Raw genomic sequence first — 20,833 nt, 5'->3', positions numbered from 1 at the left:
CGGAAAATGGTGGTTAGTAGTAAGGAGTCCGAAAAAAACTGGTGGTGACCATGGAGCCGGACCACCGTCACCCTTCGTGGCGACACCGGAAGCCACCCGCGGGCGCGATCTCCACGGTAGGTGATCGGTCCCGACGGCGTCACCGCACCCCCGTCCGGGGGACCTCCCAGAGGGCTCCACACGGCGTGTCCCCGGCAAACTCACTTATCCCGCCCTTTTCGGGATGCACACTCTCGACGTCGACTTGCTCACAGTGTCGATGCACCGCTGACATGGAACCGCCCAGAGCTGGGTAGGGTCCGCCAACCGGCGGTCACGTGGGTGGCCGCGGAGAAGGACCCGGTGCCGGCGCCCCCCAGGCCCGCCGCCGGGAGCACCGCCGGACCGACGTGCCCGGCGGACGAGACGAGGAGGCTACCGTGGCCGACCAGGCCCAGACCTACAACGGTTACTGCGTGAAGTGCAAGGAGAAGCGGGACTTCGAGGGGCACGTCGAGGTCTCGAAGACCGGGATGAACATGGCCAAGGGCAAGTGTCCGGTGTGCGGCACAACAGTGAACCGCATCCTGGGCAAGGCCAAGGTCTGACACCCGTACGGGTACGGCGCGGGAGGGGCGGCCCGGTGGGCCGCCCCTCCCGCGCCCGCACCCCACCCCGCCCGACCGTGGCAGCCGCCGTCGCCCACCATCCGAGCGGCAGATCTGTCGGCTGCCTGACATAACTCCGCGTGATCTGTGGATAACTCGCGGGATCCTGTGGACAACGCTGGATCTGGCGCTGCACACCTGTGGACAACGAGCGACGCACCGCAGGGACTCGGTCACGATTCGTCGTCATGAGCCCGCCCCACGCCGTGCCCACCCACCCGGTGCCCGACCACGCCGTACCAACCCATGCCGTGCCCTCCCGTACCGCGCTGTTGCGTCCGGCACTGGTGCCGGGCCTGACCCGGCTCTGGCGGGACCGGCACACCCTGCAACTGGGGCTGACGCCCGGCCGGGCCGTCCTGCTGGAGGTGGCCGACTCGCGGGTCACCCGGCTGCTCGACCTGCTCGACGGCACCCGCAGTGAACGTGGCGTGCTGGCGGACGCGGCGAGCGCCCGGGTCGACCCGGGCCAGGCCCGGGGATTGATCGACACCCTGCACGCCGCAGGGCTGGTCGTACCGGCGCACACCCTGCTCCCCCGCGACCTGACCGGCCCGGACCGGAGCCGGCTGGCCGCGGAGGCCGGGGCGCTCGCCCTGGCCGCGCCCGCCCTGCCCGGCACCCCGGCCCAGGTGCTCCGGCGTCGCCGCGCCGCCCGGGTGGTGGTGGCCGGGGCGGGCCGGCTCGGTGCGCCCGTCGCCGTGGCTCTGGCCCAGGCCGGCGTCGGGCAGGTGACGGTCGGGTTGACCGGTCCGGTGCAGCCGGGTGACCTGGTGGGCACCGGGCTGGCCGCCGCCGACGTCGGGCAGCCACTGGCCGATGCCGTCCGGGCCGCCATCGACCGGGCCGCCCCGGGCACCCGCACCCGCCCGGCCGACCGACGCCGGGTCGAGCTGGTGGTGCAACTCGGCACGGACCGTCCGGCGGCCCTGCTCGCCACCGGGTACGCCAGGCGTCGCCAGCCCCACCTGCTGCTCACCCTGCGGGAGGGGACACCTGTGGTCGGCCCCCTGGTCCGGCCGCCGGTGGGGCCCTGCCTGCACTGTCTGGAGCTGCACCGCACCGATCGTGACCCGGGCTGGCCCGGCCTGGCCGCCCAGCTCGCCACCGGTCCGGCGGACCAGTCCTGTGGCACCGCCACCCTGCTCACCGCCGCCGGGTACGCGGTCGCCGAGGCGCTCGCCCAGCTCGACGGCGGCACCCCGGAGACGGTCGGCTGCACGGTGGAGGTCGGACCGGGCGGCCGGTTACGCCGGCGGGCCTGGGCCCCGCACCCGGACTGCTCCTGCTCGGGCCGTTGACGCCGGCCGGACGCCCGCCGGCCACAACCGGGTCCGGTCCGCGGCGTACGCCTCCGGCCGGCCCGTCCGGGGCGCGGTGGGGGCGGCGGACGGGGGTCGCGGGAGCACGGAACGGGGGACGGGGCCACCCAGCCCGGCTTCAGCGCAGCAGCGGGGCCACCAAGTCGGTAACAATGGCCAGGTGACCGACATCCCGCGCCGCGCCGTGTCCCGGACCGCCAAGCTCGCCGCTCTGCCGCTCGGTTTCGCCGGTCGGACCGTCCTCGGGATGGGCAAGCGCGTCACCGGCATCGCCTCCGACGTCATCTCCGCCGAGATCCAGCAGCGCACCGCCGAGCAGCTCTTCAGCGTCCTCGGGCAGCTCAAGGGCGGGGCGATGAAGTTCGGCCAGGCCCTGTCGGTGTTCGAGGCGGCCCTGCCGGACGAGATCGCGGCACCCTACCGGCAGGCGTTGACGAAGCTCCAGGAGGCCGCCCCGCCGCTGCCGGTGGCGAGTGTGCACAAGGTGCTCGCGGAGCAGCTCGGGCCGGACTGGCGGGACCGGTTCGTCGAGTTCGACGACGCGCCGGCCGCGGCGGCCAGCATCGGCCAGGTGCACCGGGCGGTGTGGCGGGACCCGGAGACCGGGGTGTCCCGGTCCGCCGCCGTCAAGATCCAGTACCCGGGCGCGGGGGACGCGTTGCTCGCCGACCTCAAGCAGCTCTCCCGGCTGGGCGGGATGTTCCGCGTCATCCAGCCCGGCCTGGACGTCAAGCCGCTCCTGGCCGAGCTGCGGGAACGGATCACCGAGGAGCTGGACTACGAGCTGGAGGCCGAGTCGCAGCGCGCCTTCGCCGCCGCGTACGCCGACGACCCGGAGATCTTCATCCCGGCGGTGCTCTCGTCGTCGCCCCGGGTGCTGGTCACCGAGTGGATCGAGGGGACACCGCTGGCGGACATCATCCGGGAGGGCACCGAGGCGCAGCGCGACACGGCCGGCCGGTTGATGGCGACCCTGCACCTGTCCGCCCCGCCCCGGGCCGGGCTGCTGCACGCCGACCCGCACCCGGGCAACTTCCGGTTGCTGCCGGACGGCCGGCTCGGTGTGATCGACTTCGGCGCGGTGGCCCGGATGCCCGAGGGCACCCCGGAGCCGATCGGCCGGCTGCTCGGGCTGTCGTTGCGCGGCGACGCCGACGCGGTCGTCGCCGGGTTGCGCGAGGAAGGTTTCGTCAACCCGACCGAGCCGATCGACGCGCAGGCGCTGCTGGACTACATCCGTCCGATGCTGGACCCGGTGGCGCAGGAGGAGTTCCGGTTCACCCGGGCCTGGCTGCGCGCCGAGGCGACCCGGCTGGCCAGCCCCAAGTCGCCGGCCTTCCAGTTCAGCCGACAGCTCAACCTGCCGCCGTCGTACCTGCTGATCCACCGGGTGACGCTGGGCTCGATCGGGGTGCTCTGCCAGTTGGAGGCGAAGGCCCCCTACCGGGGGATCCTGGAGCGCTGGCTGCCCGGCTTCGCCCCGGTCGCCTGACCGGCGACGGCCGACCGACACGACGCGGGGGCGGTGACCGTGATCCGGTCACCGCCCCCGCGTATCAGTGGTGGTTTCAGAGAACGCCCAGGTCGCGAGCCGACTGGCTCCGGCTGTCCATCGCGACGGTACGGGCGGAACGGTGCGCCTCAGTGCTCGTGGTGGTACGACCGGCCTGAGGCCGGCGCATTCGAGCCCGGGACAACGCTTCGTGGAGTAGTTGCATCTCGGTTCCGTTCGGCAGGTGCAGCATCGGGGTCAACTCTCTCTCTGGGCCGACGACTGTCGGCGGTGGGTGGAACGGATCGGGTGGGTCAGGCTGCCAGTCGTACCGCGCTGCGCGAGGTGGCCAGACCATTGGCCGCCAGTCGCGCCTCGGCCTCGACCCGGAGGGCGGCGTCGCGGGCGAGGTCCTCCTTGCGCGGACGGCCCCGGGGCCGCTTACGCGGGACGACCGCGCCACGCTCGAAGATCTCGCCGCCCCAGACGCCCCACGGCTCGGCCCGCTCGACCGCCCCGGCCAGGCACTCGACGCGCAGCGGGCAGTCCCCGCAGAGCGACTTGGCCAGCTCCAGGTCGGTGGGCGAGTCGGAGAACCACAGGTCGGGGTCGAACTTCCGACAGGGCAGGTTCGCCTCCAGCTCGACGCTCACGTCGAGGGGGGCCAACGCCAGACTCATCTCCCGGTCACCTCTCTCTCACTTCGATCTCGTGGATCGCATTTCCGACGTACTTCGACGGGCAAAAAACTGAGGCCGCGGATCCCGGTGAGCGGGTTCCGCGGCCTCGAGGTGAGCCGGTGGTCTGAGTGTCAGACCGGTCTACCTCGAGGTGGAACGCCGCGGACATCCATGCGCTTCGTGGCGACATCGATGCCCAGACCCGTGAAGCCACTGGTCCCCTCGACACCCGCAGTCGGCGCAACAGTCAGGTTCAGCTCGGCCTGAACCGAGACCTGGTGCACCTGCGGGATCGACGGTCGCGGAGCGGCAGGGGCCACCCACGCAGCCGACAGCGGAGCGCAGGCAGCTGGCATCGCCGCCGGACGCTCATAAGTGATGATCTCCACGGGTGCCACCTCCCTCACGTTCCTCGTGCCGATTTGGACTCAGCCCCCGTGAGCAGCCGTTATGGCGCTGCTCCTGAGGTGCGTCCTGAGGCTATTCCTCGCCACGGGGCGAGGGCAAACGAATTTACGACGAGATTTCGAGAGTTTTTTCCGGGCCGATCTCGTCGACCGTCGCGCCGGCCACCAACGCCAGCACCGCCTCGCCGTACAGGCCGAGTTTGCGCGGGCCGATGCCGGCGATCGCGATCAGCTCCTCGACCCGGCCCGGTCGCCGTTCGGCCAGCGCGACCAGGGTCGCGTCGGTGAAGACCACGTATGCCGGGACCCGCTGAGCCCCGGCCACCCGGGCCCGCCAGTCGGACAGCCGCTCGTAGAGCTGCTCGTCGATGTCGGACGGGCAGGTGGGGCAACGGCCCAGCTTGCGGTCGGCACCGGCGAGCAGGGTCGCGCCACAGATCCGGCAGGAGACCACCGGGGCCCGCCGCCGCTCGACCGCCCGCTTCGCCGCGCTCGCCCCGCCCGACCGGGCCGTGCCGGCCCGCTCGCCGCCACCGCTGCGGTCCAGCTGGGGCAGGAACCGCGACGGACGGCGGGCCCGCCCACCCGGGGAGCGGGCCGACGCGTACGACAGCCAGAGCCACTGCCGGGCCCGGGTGATCCCGACGTAGAGCAGCCGCCGCTCCTCCTCGACCTGCTCCGGGGTGCGCGCGTACGAGGTGGGCAGGGTGCCCTCGGAGAGCCCGACCAGGAAGACCGCGTCCCACTCCAGCCCCTTGGCCGAGTGCAGGGAGGCCAGGGTGACCCCGTCCACCGTCGGCACGTGCTGCTGGGCGGCCCGCCGGGCCAGCTCGTCGTTGAAGTCGGCCAGGCTGGCCTGACGTTCCACCGTCGCGGCCTCGCCGATCGGCAGCACCTCGGGGGTGGCCGCGTACTCCTCGGCGAGCTGGACCAGGGCGGCGAGCGCCTCCCAGCGTTCCCGGGCGGCGCCACCGGGTGGGGCGGTGTCGGGCGTCCAGCCGACGGCGGTCAGCGCCTCCCGGACGGCGATCGGCAGCGGCGTCTCGCCCGGGATCGAGCGGGTGGCGGCGCGCAGCGCCACCATCGCCTGGCGGACCTCGGCACGCTCGAAGAACCGTTCCGCCCCCTGCACCACGTACGGGACGCCGACCTCGGTCAACGCCTTCTCGTACGCCTCGGACTGGGCGTTGGTGCGGAACAGCACGGCGATCTCCTTCGCCGGGGTGCCGCCGTCGACGAGCACCCGGCAGCGGGCCGCCACCGCGGACGCCTCGGCCGGTTCGTCGGTGAAGATCCGCAGCTCCGGTTCGGGGCCGGGCGGGCGCTGGCCGTGCAGCTCCAGCCGCAGCCGCGCCTCGGTGCCCCGGGCCTGCCCGATCACCGCGTTGGCCAGCCCCACCACCTGCGGGGTGGACCGGTAGTCACGGACCAGCCGGACCACCGTGGCCGCCCGGTGCCGGCGCGGGAAGTCGATCAGGTACGCCGAGGTGGCCCCGGTGAACGAGTAGATCGTCTGGCTGGCGTCACCGACCACCGTCACGTCGTCCCGGCCGCCCAGCCAGGCGTCGAGCAGCCGCTGCTGGAGCGGGTTGACGTCCTGGTACTCGTCCACGACGAAGTGCCGGTACTGGCCGCGTACCTGCTCGGCGACGTCCGGGTGCTCCTCGATGCCCCACACCGCGGCCCGCAGCATGTCCTCGAAGTCGATCACCCCGGAGGAGCGTTTCAGCCGCTCGTACGCGGTGAACACCTCGGCCACCTTCGCCGGCTCGTACGGCGTCTCGCGCAGTGCCCGGATCGCGGCGACCACGTACTCCCCCGGCTCGACCAGCGACGACTTGGCCCACTCGATCTCGCCGGCCAGGTCCCGGGCGGCGGCCCGGTCGGCCCGCAGGCCGACCTTGGCGGCGGCCAGGGTCACCACCCGGACCTTGCTGTCCAGCAGCTCCGGCATGGCCCGCCCGGACAGCAGCCGGGGCGCGAAGTAGCGCACCTGGCGCAGCGCCGCCGCGTGGAACGTCCGGGCCTGTACGCCCGGCACCCCGATCAGGGCCAGCCGGTGCCGCATCTCGGCGGCGGCGCGGGCGGTGAAGGTGACCGCGAGCACGTGCCGCCCGGAGATCCCGCCGGTCAGTACCCGGTGGGCGATCCGGGAGGTCACCGCCCGGGTCTTGCCGGTGCCGGCGCCGGCCAGGACGCAGACCGGGCCGGCCGGGGCGGTCACCACCGACCGCTGCTCCGGGTCCAGCCCGGCGAGCACCGTCTCCGCCGCTGAGTGAACCACCACAGCGAGGAATCATCTCAGCTCCGGCCGGTGTTGCACCGGTTAGCCTGGCCTGACCCGGGCCGGCGCGGTGACCCTTGGAGGATCCGACGATGTTGACCATGTATTCCACCTCGTGGTGCGGCTACTGCCACCGGCTGAAGTCGCAGCTGGACCGGGAAGGCATCGGGTACGAGGTGGTCGACATCGAGCAGGACCCGAAGGCCGCGGAGTTCGTGATGGGCGTCAACGGCGGCAACCAGACCGTGCCGACGCTGCGCTTCGACGACGGCAGCGCCCTGACCAACCCCTCCATCACCCAGGTCAAGCAGCACCTGGCCACGATCGCGGGCTGAGCCCGCCCCGTCTCGTGCAGCGGCCGGCCCGCACCGGGGCCGGCCGCTGCGTCGTGTCGTGGGGGTCAGCGCCCGGGCAGCCGGTCGGCGGTCGGGTCGGGCAGCGGACGACGGGGGGCCGGGATGCGGGCCACGGGCGGTGTCGTGGGCGGGACCGGCGGCTTCGGCGGGACCGGTGGGCTGAGCCGACGTCCCCGCCAGAGCCACAGGCCGGCGGCTGTGGTGACCACCCCGACGAGCACGAAGAGCAGCCGGTAGTCGAACACGCCGACGAGCAGCGCCCCGGCCCCGATGGAGACCGCCTGCGGCCCGCTGACCAGCGCCTCGGAGGCGGCGGTGACCCGGCCGAGCAGCCCCGGCGGGGTACGCCGCTGGACCAGCGTGGTCAGCCCCACCATGGTCAGCGGCAGGGACAGCCCGGCGAGCAGCAGGGCCAGCACGCCGAGCCGGAGGTCCGGCCAGGCCAGGATCAGCGCGGCCGGACCGAACAGGGTCACCCCGACGGCGAGTGCGCCCAGTTCGCCGACCCGGCGCACCACCGTCGACGAGAGCAGGCCGCCCACCAGGCCGCCGATCCCCTGCACGGCGATCAGCACCCCGACGAAGGCGGCGTCACGGCGCAGCCCCTGGTCGACGTACGCGAAGATCAGTGACTCGGTGAAGCCCATCACGAGCGAGCCCAGGCCGTAGCCGAGCAGGGCCCGGCGCAGGGCGGCCTCGTGGGTCAGGTGGCGCAGCCCCGCCCCCAGTTCGGCCGGCCAGCGCAGGGCGGCGGCGGCCGGCGGGTGCTCGGTCACCCGGAGCAGCCCCACCACGGCGGCGGCGACCACGAACCCGGTCATCGCCAGGCTGGTCAGCAGCCAGCCGCCGACCGCGGCGTAGAGGGCCGCGCCGGCCAGCGGGCCGCCGAGGCGCAGGCCCTGCCGTACGGTCTGCAACGCCCCGTTCGCGTCGGCCAGCAGCTCGCTCGGCACGAGCTGGCGGAGCAGCCCGCTCAGGGTCGCGTGCAGGGTCAGGTAGGACAGCCCATAGCAGGCGGCCACCACGTAGATGACCCAGACGTCGGACCTGTCGTGGACCGCGAAGAGTGGGCTGAGCAGCAGGGCCGTGCCCAGGTTCGCGATCACGAAGAACGGTCGGCGGCGGTAGCGGTCGACCACCCAGCCGATCAGCGGGGCCAGGATCATCGGCGCGATGATCGCGAAGATGGTCGCGCCGGCCAGCCCGTCGGAGCCGGTCAGGTCCTTGACCCAGATGGCCAGGGCGAGCAGCAGCATCGACTCGGCCGCCATGCTGGCCAGCAGCGCGACGAAGAGCAGACGGAAGTCGGGGCGGCGCAGGACGGTGCGCATGGGTTCCCTCCGGCGGGGGTGGCGTCCGGCTGGACGCGTACGGGGGAACTGCCGCCGGTGGGGACGGCGTCGTCCCGGGCCCGGCTGACACGTTCCACAGTCGTCTTTCTGTCGCAAGACACGCCCTCGCCGGGACCTCCGACGCCGGTCGCGCCGTCCATACTGACCGTGGGGGTCGAGTTTCATACAGTTACCGTCGCGTCTCGTGGCGGTCTACGGAATCGAGGACACCGTGCCTCCTGCCGTACCGAGCCCGATCCTGCGTCGCCGCAGGCTCGGCACTGACCTGCGTCGCCTACGCGAGGCGGCGGGACTCACCGGCGACCAGGTGATCGAACGCATCGGCTGGGCGTCGGCGTCGAAGCTGTCCCGGCTGGAGAACGGCCGCAGCCGGCCCGATCCGGAGGACGTCGCCATCCTGCTCGACCTCTACCGGGCCGCCCCCGCCCTGCGGGAGGAGTTGCTGGTCATCACCGAGGAGGCAGGTGACATGCGCGCCTGGCGCAAGTCGTACCCGGTGATGACCCAGCAGCAGCTGGGCTGGGCGGAGCTGGAGGCGGGCTGCGCCCACATCCGCGAGTACAACCCGGTCCTGGTGCCGGGGCTGTTGCAGACCGAGGGGTACGCCCGGCTGCGGATCGTCTCGGCCAACGCCGCCGCCGCGTCGGCCGACCCGTCCGCCGGGGACGACCCGGAGACCGAGGTCAAGGCGCGGTTGGGCCGGCAGTCCCTGCTGGACCGGCCGGACGGTCCCCGCTACACGGCGGTGCTGGAGGAGGCGGCGCTGGGTCGCCGGGCCTGCCCGCCCGACGTGCTGCGGGATCAGCTCGCCCACCTCTGCGAGCTGGCCATGCTGCCGAACGTGACGCTGCACCTGCTGCTGCGCGACACCCGGATCGGCGAGTTCTACCTGCCGCCGACAGCCTTCTCGCTCTACCGGTTCACCGATTCGCAGGACCCGGAGACGCTGGCGATCGAAGGAGGCTTCATCGACGTCATGTCAACCGAGGCATCTACGGTAAATCGCTATAAAGTGGCGTTTGAGTGGCTAAGCTCGGCGGCGCTCTCCGCATCGGACACCCTTTCCTGGCTCTTCACGGCGACGGGACGGCTGACCGACACGGCGGCCTCGTCCTCGACGGTCCCGGGTCCGACAGCAGCGCCGGCCCAACGCCGCCGGCAACCTGGACGCCTGACGGAGCGGTGACACACCGACCCGTCGGGGCCGGGCGACCGCCGCTCGTTTCGTCGAAGCAGTTCCAGGAACCAGGAGCAGAGCCATGAACGAGACCCAGACCGTGCCCGCCGACCTGCGCTGGCACAAGAGCAGCCGTAGCCAGACCTCCAACTGCGTGGAGGTCGCCCGGCTGCGTACCGCGACGACCGAGGTGGCGCTGCGGGACAGCAAGGACCCGGACGGCCCGGTGCTGCTGTTCCCGCGCGCCGGCTGGCTCGGCTTCCTCCGGGGCACCAAGGACGGCCAGTTCGCCCTGGACTGATCCGGTCACCACAACGGGGCCGTCGGCAGCCTGCCGGCGGCCCCGCGTCGTCGCGTCGCCGCACCCGTCCACTCCGCCCGGCCGACCCACCTGAGCAGGCATCGGATGATCGGACAGGACCCCGGCCGAAGGCCCACGTTCGCCTTGCCAGGAGCATCGGCGGGCGTAACATGACGATCCAGTGACGTGGAAGTTCCACAACGTAGCCGGCCACCCGCGCTCCGTCCGGAGACCACCATGCGTTACCTGATCGTCCGTACCGACATCCGCACCGCCGCCGACATCGACCTCGCCGCCGCCTGGGCCGGCGGAGGTTGCCTACGCAACGAGACCACCACCCCCGAACCACGCCGACAGACCGTGCACGCCGAGGACCGGGACGCCGCTCTGCTGCTGGCCCGGGCCCTGTCCACCGTGGGTGCGGTCCGCGCCGGCCGGCAGCGGGTCAAGGTGCTGCCGCTCGGCGAACCCGGCCGACGGCACCGGAACCCGCCCGGCTGACCCGCCGTCCGTCGTGGCCGGTCCGGCCCGCCGGGTCGACTCCCCGCCCGGCCACGACGACCCGCGTTCCCGGCCCGGGGCCCGTCGCGGCAACGACGGCCCGGGGCCGGGACCGGTCAGCAGTGGCCGTCGAGCCAGCGGTGGATCAGGAACAACGCGATCGACGACGGCGGCGGCAGGATCACCCGCTCGCCGTCCCCGGCGTCCACCGCCCGGCCGGCCAGCACCGCACCGATCTCCCGCCTGGTGAACCAGCGGGCGTACGCGATCTCCGTCGGGTCGACCCGCACCGGCTCCCGGGGGTCCGCCTCGGCCAGGTAGCCCAACATCAGCGAGCCGGGGAACGGCCAGGCCTGGCTGCCCGCGTACGTGATCCGCCCGACCCCGACGCCGACCTCCTCGCGGACCTCGCGCAGCACGGCCGCCTCGACGGACTCCCCCGGCTCGACGTACCCGGCGAGGCAGGAGAACCGCCGCTGCCCCGGGGTCCGTGGCCAGGTGGCGTTGTTGCCGAGCAGGCAACGCCCGTCCGGGCCGTCCACCCCGTCGTGCACCAGCACGATCATCGCCGGATCGGTACGCGGCCACATCCGGTGGCCGTCCGTGCCCACCCGCGTCCAGCCACCCTCGTCCACCTCCGTCCGGTGTCCGCTGCGGGGTGACCAGCCGTGCCCCAGGTGCCAGTTGACCAGGGCGAGCGCGGTGGTGAAGATCCCCGCGTCCCGGTCGTCGAGCAGGTGGCCGATCTCCCGCAGGTTGGCCTCCCGGGTCCCCGGCAGCTCCGGCAGCGGGGCGTCCACCGCGAAGACCGGCACCCCGTCCGGCTCCACCCCCAGGAAGAGCCGGTACGCCTGCGGAGTCGGGCCGACCTCGGCGGCGTCCCGCAACACCAGCACGGGCGGGTTCGCGTCGGCCCGGACCAGGGCGCGACCGTCCCGGGTCGAATCCAGCACCAGCACCCGGGCCCGCTGCCACGCCTGCGCCAACCACTGCGGGTCGGTACGCCGGTGCGCCGCCCGGTCCAGGGTGGACCGGGCCAGTGGCGGCGCGGTCTCCCCGCTCACGCCGACTCCGTCCGGACCGGGGTGAGGGCGGCCAGCGGACCGGCGATCCGTTCGGCGTCACCGAGCACCACCACCACCGCCCGCGCCGGGGCGAGGTAACGGGCACCCACCTCGGCGACATCGTCGACGGTGACCTTCGCCAGCCGGGCGGCGTGCTCGGCGAGGAAGTCCAACCGCAGGCCGCTACCCGCGTACGCACTGGTCAGCGCGGCCAGCCCGGCCTGGGTGGAGATGCCGAGCTGGAGGGTGCCCAGGGCGTACTGGCGGGCCTGTTCCAACTCGTCGGTCCCGGGCGGCACCGAGGCCAGCCGGCCCAACTCGTACGTGGTCTCCAGCAGGGCCGGCCCGGTCACCTCGGTCGCCACCTCGGCCCCGGCGACCAGCACCGACCCGGCCACCGAATGCTCCACCGAGGAGTGCGGGCCGTAGGTGTAGCCCTTGTCCTCCCGGATGTTCTCCGTCCAGCGGGACGAGAAATAGCCGCCGAAGATCAGGTTCGCCAGTTGCAGCGCGGCATGGTCCGGATGGGTGCGGGGCACCGCCGGCAACGCGATCCGCAGCGAGGACTGCACCGAACCGGGCCGGTCCACCAGCAGCAACGGACCCGGTTCCAGCGGTGGCGCGGGTGGCAGCTCGGCACCCCGGCTGTCCCCGGTCCAGCCGCCCAGCGCCTTCTCCGCCGCGTCCAGCGCCCGCTCCGGTTGCACGTCACCGACCAGCACCAGCACCGCCTCGGCCGGGTGCACCCGCTCGGCGTGCAGCCGGCGCAGCGCCGCCGGCCGGACCGCGCGGACCTGGTCGGGCTCGGGGGTCTGCACCGCGTACGGGTGCCGGCCGTAGATCCGCCGCAGCAGCGCTGTCCGGGCCAGGTGGGCGGGCTGACTCAACGCCACCTGGATGCGGTCCACCAGCCGGTCCCGCTCGGTCTGCACCCAGTCCGCCGGGTAGCTGGCGTCGGTCAGCACGTCGGCCAGGAGCTCCAGCATCCGGTCCAGCCCGGTGACCAGGCCCGCGCCGGACAGCATCAGCCGGTCCGGGTCGGCCCCCGCCGAGAGCCCGCCGCCGACCCGCTGCAACTCGGCGGCGATCTCGGTGGCGGTGCGGGTGCCGGTGCCGGCCAGCACCGTCTCGGCGAGCATCGCGCCCCGGGCCAGGTGGGTACGGCCGAACGGCATCCACAGTCGCAGCTCGACCAGGGGTACGGCGGGCCGGCGTACCGCGATCACGGTGAGCCCGTTGGCGAGCCGCCGCTCGGCCTGCCGGGGCAGCTTGAGCCGCCGGGTCGGCCCCAGCGGCGGAAGTGCCCGGTTGGCGGTGGTCATTTGGCACCTCCGGGGATGACCTCGATGGAGGCGCGGCGGTCCGGTCGCAGGGTGGCGGCGGCGGCGCGGACCTGGTCGTCGGTGACCTCGCCGACCAGCCGGGGCAGGTCGTTGAGCAGTCCCGGCTCGCCGCGCTGCTGCTCCAGCACCGCCATCCGCAGCGCCCGGCCGAGCACCGCGTCGGTGTCCCGCAGCAGGTGGGTGGCCATCCGCGCCTGGGTGCGGGCCAGCTCGCCGTCGGTCAGCCCGTCGGTGGCCAGCCGGTCCAGCTCCTCGTCGATCGTGCGCAGCGCCTTGTCCACGTCGCCGCCGGGCGGCAGGTGCGCCTGGAGCAGCAACGCGGTGGGGTCGCGGACGTCGAACGGGTCACCCATGAAACCGAGGTAGCCGCCGAGGCCGGTGACGCTGCGGTCGCGCTGCACCATCCGCTCGACCAGCCGGGAGGCGTCCCCGTCGGTGAGCACCTCGGCGAGCACCACGTAGGGCAGGTAGCCGGCGAAGTCGCCGACCGGGTCGGGCACCCGCCACGCCGAGGCCACCGCCGGCAGCGGCGCCAACTGGTCGGTGTACGCGGTGCGCCGCTCGGCGGTCAGGTCGGGCTCGGTGAAGTCGGGGCGCTGCGGGGCGGGGCGGGCCGGCACGTCGCCGAAGTGCCGTTCGACCAGGGTGGTCGCCTCGGCGACGTCGATGTCCCCGCTGACCGCGAGCACGGCGTTGCCGCTGGCGTAGTAGCGGCGGAAGAAGTCGGCGGCGTCGGCGACGGTGGCGGACTCCAGATCGTCGAAGGAGCCGTAGCCGTCGTGCGCGTTGGGGAAGGTGTCGAACATCACCGGCGGCAGGGTCAGCCAGGGGAACCCTCCGTACGGCCGGTTGAGCACGTTGACCCGGATCTCCTCCTTGACCACGTCGACCTGGTTGCGCAGGTTCTCCTCGGTCAGCCGGGGGCCGCGCATCCGGTCGGCCTCCAGGAACAGCGCCCGTTCCAGGGCGTTGCCGGGCAGCGTCTCGTAGTAGTCGGTGTAGTCCAGGTGGGTGGAGCCGTTGAAGGTGCCGCCGGCACCCTGCACGTGCCGGAAGTGGGCCAGCTTCTCCAGGTTCTCCGAACCCTGGAACATCAGGTGCTCGAAGAGGTGGGCGAAGCCGGTGCGGCCCTGCGGCTCGGAGCGGATGCCGACGTCGTAGACGACCGCCACACCGATCACCGAGGCGCTGCGGTCCGGGGTGAGCACCACCCGCAGGCCGTTGTCGAGGGTGAACCGCTCGACCGGGTACTTCGTCGCTGGAATTCTCGCTCTCCGGGTCGGCACGTGATCGACCCTAGCGTGTCGCCAGCGGTGACACGGGCGTCCTCGGCCTGCGTCTCAGTGCGGCACCGCGACGCGCAGCGCGGTGACCCGGGGCAGCACCTCCGCGCCGACCCGTTCCGCCTCCTCGCGGTGCGGCCAGCCGGAGAGGATGAACTCGTCGACGCCGCTGCGGGCGTACTCGTCGATCCGGGCGGCGACCTCGGCGTAGCTGCCGACCAGCGCGGTGCCCGCACCCTCGCGGACCAGGCCGATGCCGGCCCACAGGTTCGTCGCGACGGTGAGGCGTCCGCTCCCGCCGCCGTGCAGCGCGGTCATCCGGGCCTGGCCGACGGAGTCCATCCGGCCGAACCGGGCCTGGGCGGCGGCGATCCGCTCCGGGCTCATCCCGGCCCGGAGCCGGTCGGCCTCGGCCCATGCCTCGGCGGCGGTGTGCCGGGCGATGACGTGCAGCCGCAGCCCGGTGCGCAGGGTACGACCGTGTTCGGCGGCACGGGCCCGGACCCGGGCCACCCGGGTGGCGATCGCCGCCGGCGGCTCCCCCCACATCAGGTACGCGTCGGCCTGCCGGGCGGCGACCGCCTCGGCGGCCGGGGACGCGCCACCGAGGTAGACCGGCGGCGGGTCGGCCAGCGGACCGGAGAGCCCGCCGCCGTCGATCCGGTAGTGCTCACCGGCGAAGTCGAACGGGCCGCCGCGCCAGGAGCGACGGAGCACCTCGATGAACTCACCGGTACGGGCGTAGCGGGCGTCGTGGTCGAGGAAGTCGCCGTACGCCCGCTGCTCGGTGGGGTCGCCGCCGGTCACGACGTTCAGCGCGAGCCGCCCGCCGGAGACCGCCTGGAACGCCTCGGCCTGCTGGGCGACCAGGGTGGGCAGGGCGAAGCCGGCGCGGACGGCGACCAGCAGGCCGATCCGCTCGGTGTGCTGGGCGACCGCCGCGCAGACGATCCACGGGTCGGGGCAGCCGGAGCCGACCGGGGTGAGCAGGGCGGTGAATCCGCCCGCCTCGGCGGCCCGGGCCACCTCGGTCAGATATCCGACGGTGGCGGCCCGTGCGTGCCGGGCCGCGCCGGCGGTGACGGTGGCGGCACCGACCTGGTCGCCGTCGCCGGAGGTGGGAAGGAACCAGTGGAAGGTCATCTCGGAGCCCTCTCGCCGTGTCCCGCCCGGTCCATCTCGCCGGGGGCAGATAAACCTATCAAGAAGGTAGGAAAACCAGGAATATTCGAGACCAGATATCCCACGATGCGGACGGTGCTTGACGCCGCCGGACTCCTCACCCACTCTTCCTACCAACTAAATAGGAATACTGCGGATTGGACAGATGATGAGACGGCTCCCCTTCCGTCGGCTGCTCTCCCTCGCCACCCTCGCCGCCGTCGGCGTGGCCACGATGGGAACCACCGCGGCGTGCGGTGACGACGACAGCGCCGGTGGCGGCGACTCCGGTCCGGTCACCCTGCGGCTGGGCTACTTCCCCAACATCACCCACGCTCCAGCAGTGGTGGGGGTGGAGAAGAAGATCTTCGAGGACAAGCTGGGCGATGGCGTCAAGCTGGAGACCAAGACGTTCAACGCCGGCCCGGCCGCCATCGAGGCGATCTTCTCGGGCGCGCTCGACGCCACGTACATCGGTCCGAACCCGACGGTGAACGCGTTCTCCAAGTCCAAGGGCGAGGCCGTCCGGGTCATCTCCGGCGCCGCCTCCGGCGGGGTCGCCCTGGTGGTCAAGCCCGAGATCACCTCGGTCGAGCAGCTGCGCGGCAAGAAGATCGCCACCCCGCAGCTCGGCAACACCCAGGACGTCGCCATCCGCTACTGGCTCAAGGAGAAGGGCCTCAAGACCACCAAGGAGGGCGGCGGCGACGTCAAGATCGTCCCGCAGGAGAACGCCCAGACGGTCGAGACCTTCGCCAGCGGCTCGATCGACGGCGCGTGGGTGCCCGAGCCGTTCGTCTCCCGGCTGGTCAACGCCGGCGGCAAGGTCCTCGTCGACGAGCGGGACCTCTGGCCGGACAAGAAGTTCGTCATCACCAACCTGATCGTCTCCACCAAGTTCCTCAAGGCCCACCCGGAGGCGGTGAAGAAGCTGGTCGAGGGGCAGGTCGCGGCGAACGACTTCGTCAACACCAAGCCGGACGAGGCCCAGCAGGCCATCTCCGACCACATCGGCAAGATCACCGGCAAGCCGCTGGACCTGAAGCTGATCAAGCAGGCGTGGCCCACCCTGCTGTTCACCAACGACCCGATCGCGTCCTCGCTCAAGACCGGGCTCGACCACGCCGTCGCGGTCGAACTGACCCAGCCGGTCGACCTGAACGGCCTCTACGACCTGAAGTACCTCAACGAGGTGCTCAAGACGCAGGGCCAGGCCGAGGTCACCCAGCCGTGACGTCGACCACGACGCCGCCGCCGAGCGCGACCACCGCGGTCGCGCTCGCCGGTGTGACCAAGGTGTACGGGCGCGGGACGAACGCCGTCCTCGCCCTGGACGGGGTCAGCCTCGACGTCCGGCCCGGGGAGTTCGTCTGCCTCGTCGGCGCGTCCGGCTGCGGCAAGAGCACGTTGCTCAACCTCGTCGCCGGGCTGGACCGCGCGCAGGGCGGCACGATCACGGTGGCCGACGACGCCCACCCCGGCCTGATGTTCCAGGAGCCGGCGCTGTTCCCCTGGCTGACCGTCGAGGCCAACGTCGAGGTGCCGTTGAAGCTGCGCGGGCTGCCGCGGGCCGAGCGCCGGGAACGGGTGGCGGAGCTGCTGAGCACCGTCCACCTGTCCGACTTCGGCCGCAAACGGCCGCACCAGCTCTCCGGCGGTATGCGGCAGCGGGTCGCCCTGGCCCGCACCCTCGCCCTGGACACCCCGGTGCTGCTGATGGACGAGCCGTTCGGTGCGCTCGACGCGATGACCCGGGACATCCTGCACGACGAGCTGGAACGGATCTGGGCGGAACGGCAGCTCACCGTGCTGTTCGTGACGCACAACGTCCGGGAGGCGGCCCGGCTGGCCGACCGGATCATCCTGCTCAGCAGCCGACCCGGACGGATCATCTGGTCCACCGAGGTGAACGTCCCCCGGCCCCGGCGCATCGACTCCCCCGAGGTCGCCTCGATCGCCTCCGAGGTCACCGACCGACTCCGTACGGAGGTGGGCCGCCATGGCAAATGACACCCTGACCGGCGCGGCCCGCACCGACGCGGAGATCTCCGGGCTGGACGCGCTGGAGATCGCCGGCCAGGAGAAGGAGGTCTCCCGGGGTGCCCGGCTCTGGGCGTCCACCTGGCCCAAGCTCGCCGCGCTCGCCATCGCCGTCGGGCTGTGGCAGCTGGTGGTCTGGAGCGGGTGGAAGCCGCCGTACTCGCTGCCCGGCCCGGTCACCGTGGCCGAGGAACTGGTCAGGCAGGCCGGTGGCCGGCAACTCTGGGACGGACTCGCCACCACGCTGCAACGGGCGGCGCTCGGTTACCTCTTCTCCGTCGCGGTCGGCCTCCTGGTCGGCCTGGCGGTGGCCCGGTTCACGGTGCTCCGGGCGGCGATCGGCTCGATGATCACCGCATTACAGACGATGCCGTCGATCGCCTGGTTCCCGCTGGCCATCCTGCTGTTCGAGCTGAGCGAGAAGGCGATCTTCTTCGTGGTGGTGCTCGGTGCCGCGCCGTCCATCGCCAACGGGGTGATCAGTGGGGTCGACTACGTGCCGCCGCTGCTGGTCCGGGCCGGGCGCAACCTCGGCGCCCGGGGGCTGAACCTCTACCGGTACGTCATCGCGCCGGCCGCGCTGCCCGCCATCGTCGCCGGACTCAAGCAGGGCTGGGCCTTCTCCTGGCGCAGCCTGATGGCCGGTGAGCTGCTGGTGGTCGGCATCTCGCAGACGTCCCTGGGGGCCCAGCTCACCTACTCCCGGGAGCTGTCCGACGCGCCCTGGCTGCTCGCCACGATGATCGTCATCCTGGTGGTCGGGCTGGTGGTCGACGCCGCCTTCGGGGCGGCCGACCGGGCGATCCGCCGCCGCTGGGGCGTGCTGGACCAGGCTGGTCAGTGACGTGTACATCTCCGCGCGCAGCGACTACGCGCTCCGGGCCATGCTCGCCGTCGCCGCAGGCGGCGACGGCGGGACCACCCGCCCCGACGACGGCGGACGCCCCGACGGCGCCGGGGAGCTGGTCAAGGCGGCGAGCCTGGCGCGGACGCAGGGCATCCCGCTGAGTTTTCTCCAGGGCATCCTGCTCGACCTGCGTCGTGCCGGACTGCTGCACAGTCACCGGGGCACCGAGGGCGGCTACGCGCTGACCCGTCCCGCCTCGCAGATCAGCGTCGGGGACGTGCTGCGCGCCGTCGCCGGGTCGCTGACCACCGTACGGGGGCTGCCCGCCGAGGACGCCGGCTACCACGGGGTGGCCGCCGGCCTGCGCGACGTGTGGCTGGCGGTGGACGGTGCGATAGCCGTGGTGGTGGACCGGACCACGCTGACCGACCTGCTCATCCGCCAGGAGCAGGCCCCGGCCCGCTGACGTCGGCCGCCCGTCCGACCGTCGGTCCCCCAGGACCCGACGGTCGGACGGGACGACCTGACCTACCGCCCCCGGCGGGGGCTCAGCCGGCGGTCAGCTCGACCGTCGGCGGACGCCCCTCGTCGGGGCTGTGCAGTTCGACCAGCCCGGCCGGGGCGGCGCGCCCCGGCCTCGGGTGCCAGGGCGCGAACGCCGCGACCATGGCGAGCACGAGCCCGGCACCCGCGACGGCGAACACCACCAGTAGCTCGCGCCCCGCTCCCGACTCAGCGTCGCCCCCCATGGTCACCCCTCCCGTGCCCGACCGTGCCGGCCGGTTCTTCCCCCGGGAGCAAGCTTCGACCAGCCGGACCGAATGGAACAGTCACCGATCGGACGCAATAGCGCCGGCAACCCGACCCATCCCGATGCATGATCACCGAGGGTCCGCACCCGACCCCGCGCCGTCCCCGTCGCCGCGTGCCGACATGATCGACTCAGGCTGAGCCGATGCTGCGTCGTCCCGCCCGCCGAAACCGCGACGTCAGCTCGACAGCGGCCGGGAACCTCAGGCGGTGCGCGGGCGACGCGGGCGACGGGACCGGCCCGACGTGCGGTGTGGGCGGCCACCCTCGCCGCCACCACCGACGGCGGCCCGGGGACGACCGCCCTCGCCGCCTGCGGCCCGGGGACGACCGCCTTCGCCACCGGCACGCGGACGGGCCGCCGGGGCCGGCGTCGGGGCGACGATGGTCACCGGCACGCCGGACGGCTCACGGGCCCCGGTCACCCGGGCCAGCGCACCGTCGCCGAGGCGCACCTGGGTCGACTGCGGGGTGATGCCGGCCACGCTCATCAGGCGGGAGACGTCCCGACGCTGCTCCGGCAGGACCAGGGTGACCACCTGACCCGCCTCACCGGCACGGGCGGTACGACCACCCCGGTGCAGGTAGTCCTTCGCCTCGGTCGGCGGGTCCACGTTGACCACCATGTCGAGGCCGTCGACGTGGATGCCCCGGGCCGCCACGTCGGTGGCGACCAGCGCGGTCACCTGGCCGGTGCGGAACTGCTCCAGGATCCGGGTGCGCTGCGGCTGGGACTTCCCCCCGTGCAGCGCCGCCGCGCGTACGCCCTTGGCGAGCAGTTGCCGGGCCATCCGGTCGGCGCGGTGCTTGGTCGCCATGAACAGGATGGTGCGGCCCTCCCGGGCGGCGATCTGGGTCAGCGCGGCGGGCTTGTCGGCCGCGTCGACGTGCAGGACGTGGTGGGTCATCGCGGTCACCGTGGCGGTGCCCGGGTCCACCGAGTGCGACACCGGGTTGCTGAGGAACCGGCGCACGAGGCGGTCCACCCCGCCGTCCAGGGTCGCCGAGAAGAGCATCCGCTGGCCGTTCGGGGCGACCTGCTCCAGCAGCTTGGTCACCTGCGGCAGGAAGCCCATGTCGGCCATCTGGTCGGCCTCGTCGAGCACGGTGACGGCGACCTGGTCGAGCCGGGCGTCACCCCGGTTGATCAGGTCGTGCAGCCGGCCCGGGGTGGCGACCAGCACCTCGGCACCGGCGCGCAGCGCGTCCGCCTGCCGTTGCAGGGACAGGCCACCGACCACGGTGACGCAGCGCAGCCCCAGCGCCCGGGCGTACGGGGTCAGTGCCGTGGTGACCTGGGCGGCCAGTTCACGGGTGGGGACCAGCACCAGGGCGAGCGGCCGGCCGGGGCGGGCCCGGTGTCCGGCGGTGCGGTGCAGCAGCGGAAGCCCGAAGGCGAGGGTCTTGCCCGAGCCGGTGCGGCCCCGGCCGAGCACGTCCCGGCCGGCCAGGGAATCCGGCAGGGTGGCCGCCTGGATCGGGAACGGCTCGGTGATGCCCTGCGCGGTCAGCTCGGCGAGCAGCGCCGGCGCGAGGCCGGTCGCGGCGAAGGTGGGAACGGTCATGGTCATGCGGAAATGGCCTTCCTCGACGCGGCACGTGTCGAGGGAGGGCGCCGGGAGCCGGCGCGGTCACCGACGGAGCTGTCCGTCGGTGACTCACAAGCACGAACCGATGGGGTACGGGAGCCGGTCCGCCGCAGCACGCCGCGTCCCGCCGGAGCGGGGGGCGGCGCGGCGGACCGGTCCGTCACCGGGCCCGGAGGA

At 73.2% G+C, this 20,833-nt stretch carries 21 protein-coding genes; 11 read left to right on the top strand and 10 right to left on the bottom strand.

Features of this window, described 5'->3' with window-relative positions; all coding sequences use genetic code 11:
• Positions 1-419 precede the first annotated feature (419 nt).
• From ACN267_RS29760 to ACN267_RS29750, 3 genes are all read left to right on the top strand, one after another.
• Entirely contained in the window at positions 420-587 is a 168-nt protein-coding gene (locus tag ACN267_RS29760) for a DUF5679 domain-containing protein (RefSeq protein ID WP_007464795.1), read from the top strand.
• A 248-nt stretch (positions 588-835) separates the two neighbouring features.
• Complete coding sequence (locus tag ACN267_RS29755) at positions 836-1,948, top strand: ThiF family adenylyltransferase (RefSeq protein ID WP_421490135.1); 1,113 nt, start codon at positions 836-838, stop codon at positions 1,946-1,948.
• 181 nt (positions 1,949-2,129) lie between these two features.
• Positions 2,130-3,461: an ABC1 kinase family protein gene (locus ACN267_RS29750; RefSeq protein WP_204957859.1), complete on the top strand. Its 1,332-nt coding sequence runs from the start codon at positions 2,130-2,132 to the stop codon at positions 3,459-3,461.
• A gap of 314 nt (positions 3,462-3,775) precedes the next feature.
• Here ACN267_RS29750 and ACN267_RS29745 read toward each other — a convergent pair whose 3' ends face one another.
• From ACN267_RS29745 to ACN267_RS29735, 3 genes are all read right to left on the bottom strand, one after another.
• Positions 3,776-4,141, bottom strand: coding sequence for a WhiB family transcriptional regulator (locus ACN267_RS29745; protein ID WP_204957858.1), 366 nt, complete (start codon positions 4,139-4,141; stop codon positions 3,776-3,778).
• Positions 4,142-4,272: 131 nt separating this feature from the next.
• A complete protein-coding gene (locus ACN267_RS29740; protein ID WP_204957857.1) occupies positions 4,273-4,530 on the bottom strand; it encodes a hypothetical protein in 258 nt (85 codons plus the stop codon).
• Between the two features lie 124 nt (positions 4,531-4,654).
• The gene (locus ACN267_RS29735; RefSeq protein WP_421490134.1) at positions 4,655-6,835 is read right to left on the bottom strand and encodes an ATP-dependent DNA helicase UvrD2; all 2,181 of its coding nucleotides are present in this window, start codon (positions 6,833-6,835) and stop codon (positions 4,655-4,657) included.
• A gap of 89 nt (positions 6,836-6,924) precedes the next feature.
• Here ACN267_RS29735 and ACN267_RS29730 point away from each other — a divergent pair, with 89 nt between their 5' ends.
• Entirely contained in the window at positions 6,925-7,167 is a 243-nt protein-coding gene (locus ACN267_RS29730) for a mycoredoxin (RefSeq protein ID WP_204957855.1), read from the top strand.
• A 65-nt stretch (positions 7,168-7,232) separates the two neighbouring features.
• Here ACN267_RS29730 and ACN267_RS29725 read toward each other — a convergent pair whose 3' ends face one another.
• Positions 7,233-8,519, bottom strand: coding sequence for an MFS transporter (locus tag ACN267_RS29725; RefSeq protein ID WP_204957854.1), 1,287 nt, complete (start codon positions 8,517-8,519; stop codon positions 7,233-7,235).
• Between the two features lie 232 nt (positions 8,520-8,751).
• On the opposite strand from ACN267_RS29725, the gene ACN267_RS29720 reads away from it, so the two are divergent.
• From ACN267_RS29720 to ACN267_RS29710, 3 genes are all read left to right on the top strand, one after another.
• Complete coding sequence (locus ACN267_RS29720; protein WP_204958196.1) at positions 8,752-9,726, top strand: helix-turn-helix domain-containing protein; 975 nt, start codon at positions 8,752-8,754, stop codon at positions 9,724-9,726.
• Between the two features lie 73 nt (positions 9,727-9,799).
• Positions 9,800-10,018, top strand: coding sequence for a DUF397 domain-containing protein (locus tag ACN267_RS29715; RefSeq protein WP_204957853.1), 219 nt, complete (start codon positions 9,800-9,802; stop codon positions 10,016-10,018).
• A 237-nt stretch (positions 10,019-10,255) separates the two neighbouring features.
• Positions 10,256-10,519, top strand: coding sequence for a hypothetical protein (locus ACN267_RS29710; RefSeq protein ID WP_204957852.1), 264 nt, complete (start codon positions 10,256-10,258; stop codon positions 10,517-10,519).
• Between the two features lie 116 nt (positions 10,520-10,635).
• On the opposite strand, the gene nudC is transcribed toward ACN267_RS29710, so the two are convergent.
• Genes nudC through ACN267_RS29690 form a run of 4 tightly spaced genes read right to left on the bottom strand, consistent with a single transcriptional unit; the run spans position 10,636 to position 15,352 of the window.
• Complete coding sequence (gene nudC / locus ACN267_RS29705; RefSeq protein ID WP_204957851.1) at positions 10,636-11,583, bottom strand: NAD(+) diphosphatase; 948 nt, start codon at positions 11,581-11,583, stop codon at positions 10,636-10,638.
• Complete coding sequence (locus tag ACN267_RS29700; RefSeq protein WP_204957850.1) at positions 11,580-12,905, bottom strand: M16 family metallopeptidase; 1,326 nt, start codon at positions 12,903-12,905, stop codon at positions 11,580-11,582. Before ACN267_RS29700 ends, nudC begins: the two co-directional genes overlap by 4 nt.
• Positions 12,902-14,212 (bottom strand): M16 family metallopeptidase, encoded by a 1,311-nt coding sequence (locus ACN267_RS29695; RefSeq protein WP_204957849.1) that lies wholly within the window; start codon positions 14,210-14,212, stop codon positions 12,902-12,904. Before ACN267_RS29695 ends, ACN267_RS29700 begins: the two co-directional genes overlap by 4 nt.
• A gap of 54 nt (positions 14,213-14,266) precedes the next feature.
• Entirely contained in the window at positions 14,267-15,352 is a 1,086-nt protein-coding gene (locus ACN267_RS29690; RefSeq protein ID WP_204957848.1) for an LLM class flavin-dependent oxidoreductase, read from the bottom strand.
• A gap of 187 nt (positions 15,353-15,539) precedes the next feature.
• Here ACN267_RS29690 and ACN267_RS29685 point away from each other — a divergent pair, with 187 nt between their 5' ends.
• Genes ACN267_RS29685 through ACN267_RS29670 form a run of 4 tightly spaced genes read left to right on the top strand, consistent with a single transcriptional unit; the run spans position 15,540 to position 18,723 of the window.
• Positions 15,540-16,604 carry an ABC transporter substrate-binding protein gene (locus ACN267_RS29685; RefSeq protein ID WP_204957847.1) on the top strand — a complete coding sequence of 355 codons (1,065 nt, stop codon included), beginning with the start codon at positions 15,540-15,542 and terminating at the stop codon, positions 16,602-16,604.
• On the top strand, positions 16,601-17,380 hold the full coding sequence (locus tag ACN267_RS29680) for an ABC transporter ATP-binding protein (protein ID WP_204957846.1): 780 nt from the start codon (positions 16,601-16,603) through the stop codon (positions 17,378-17,380). Before ACN267_RS29685 ends, ACN267_RS29680 begins: the two co-directional genes overlap by 4 nt.
• On the top strand, positions 17,370-18,254 hold the full coding sequence (locus ACN267_RS29675; RefSeq protein ID WP_281894393.1) for an ABC transporter permease: 885 nt from the start codon (positions 17,370-17,372) through the stop codon (positions 18,252-18,254). Before ACN267_RS29680 ends, ACN267_RS29675 begins: the two co-directional genes overlap by 11 nt.
• Position 18,255: 1 nt before the next feature.
• Positions 18,256-18,723, top strand: coding sequence for an RrF2 family transcriptional regulator (locus ACN267_RS29670; RefSeq protein WP_421490133.1), 468 nt, complete (start codon positions 18,256-18,258; stop codon positions 18,721-18,723).
• Positions 18,724-18,805: 82 nt separating this feature from the next.
• On the opposite strand, the gene ACN267_RS29665 is transcribed toward ACN267_RS29670, so the two are convergent.
• Together ACN267_RS29665 and ACN267_RS29660 are read right to left on the bottom strand one after the other, a co-directional pair.
• The gene (locus ACN267_RS29665; protein WP_204957843.1) at positions 18,806-19,006 is read right to left on the bottom strand and encodes a hypothetical protein; all 201 of its coding nucleotides are present in this window, start codon (positions 19,004-19,006) and stop codon (positions 18,806-18,808) included.
• Between the two features lie 264 nt (positions 19,007-19,270).
• Entirely contained in the window at positions 19,271-20,638 is a 1,368-nt protein-coding gene (locus tag ACN267_RS29660) for a DEAD/DEAH box helicase (protein WP_204957842.1), read from the bottom strand.
• Between the last annotated feature and the right edge of the window lie 195 nt (positions 20,639-20,833).

It is taken from the genome of Micromonospora sp. WMMD734 (assembly GCF_049178975.1).
Classification (GTDB): Bacteria; Actinomycetota; Actinomycetes; order Mycobacteriales; family Micromonosporaceae; genus Micromonospora; species Micromonospora wenchangensis.
Note: the sequence above shows the minus strand (reverse complement) of the source record. Positions and strands in the feature narration are given on the sequence as shown.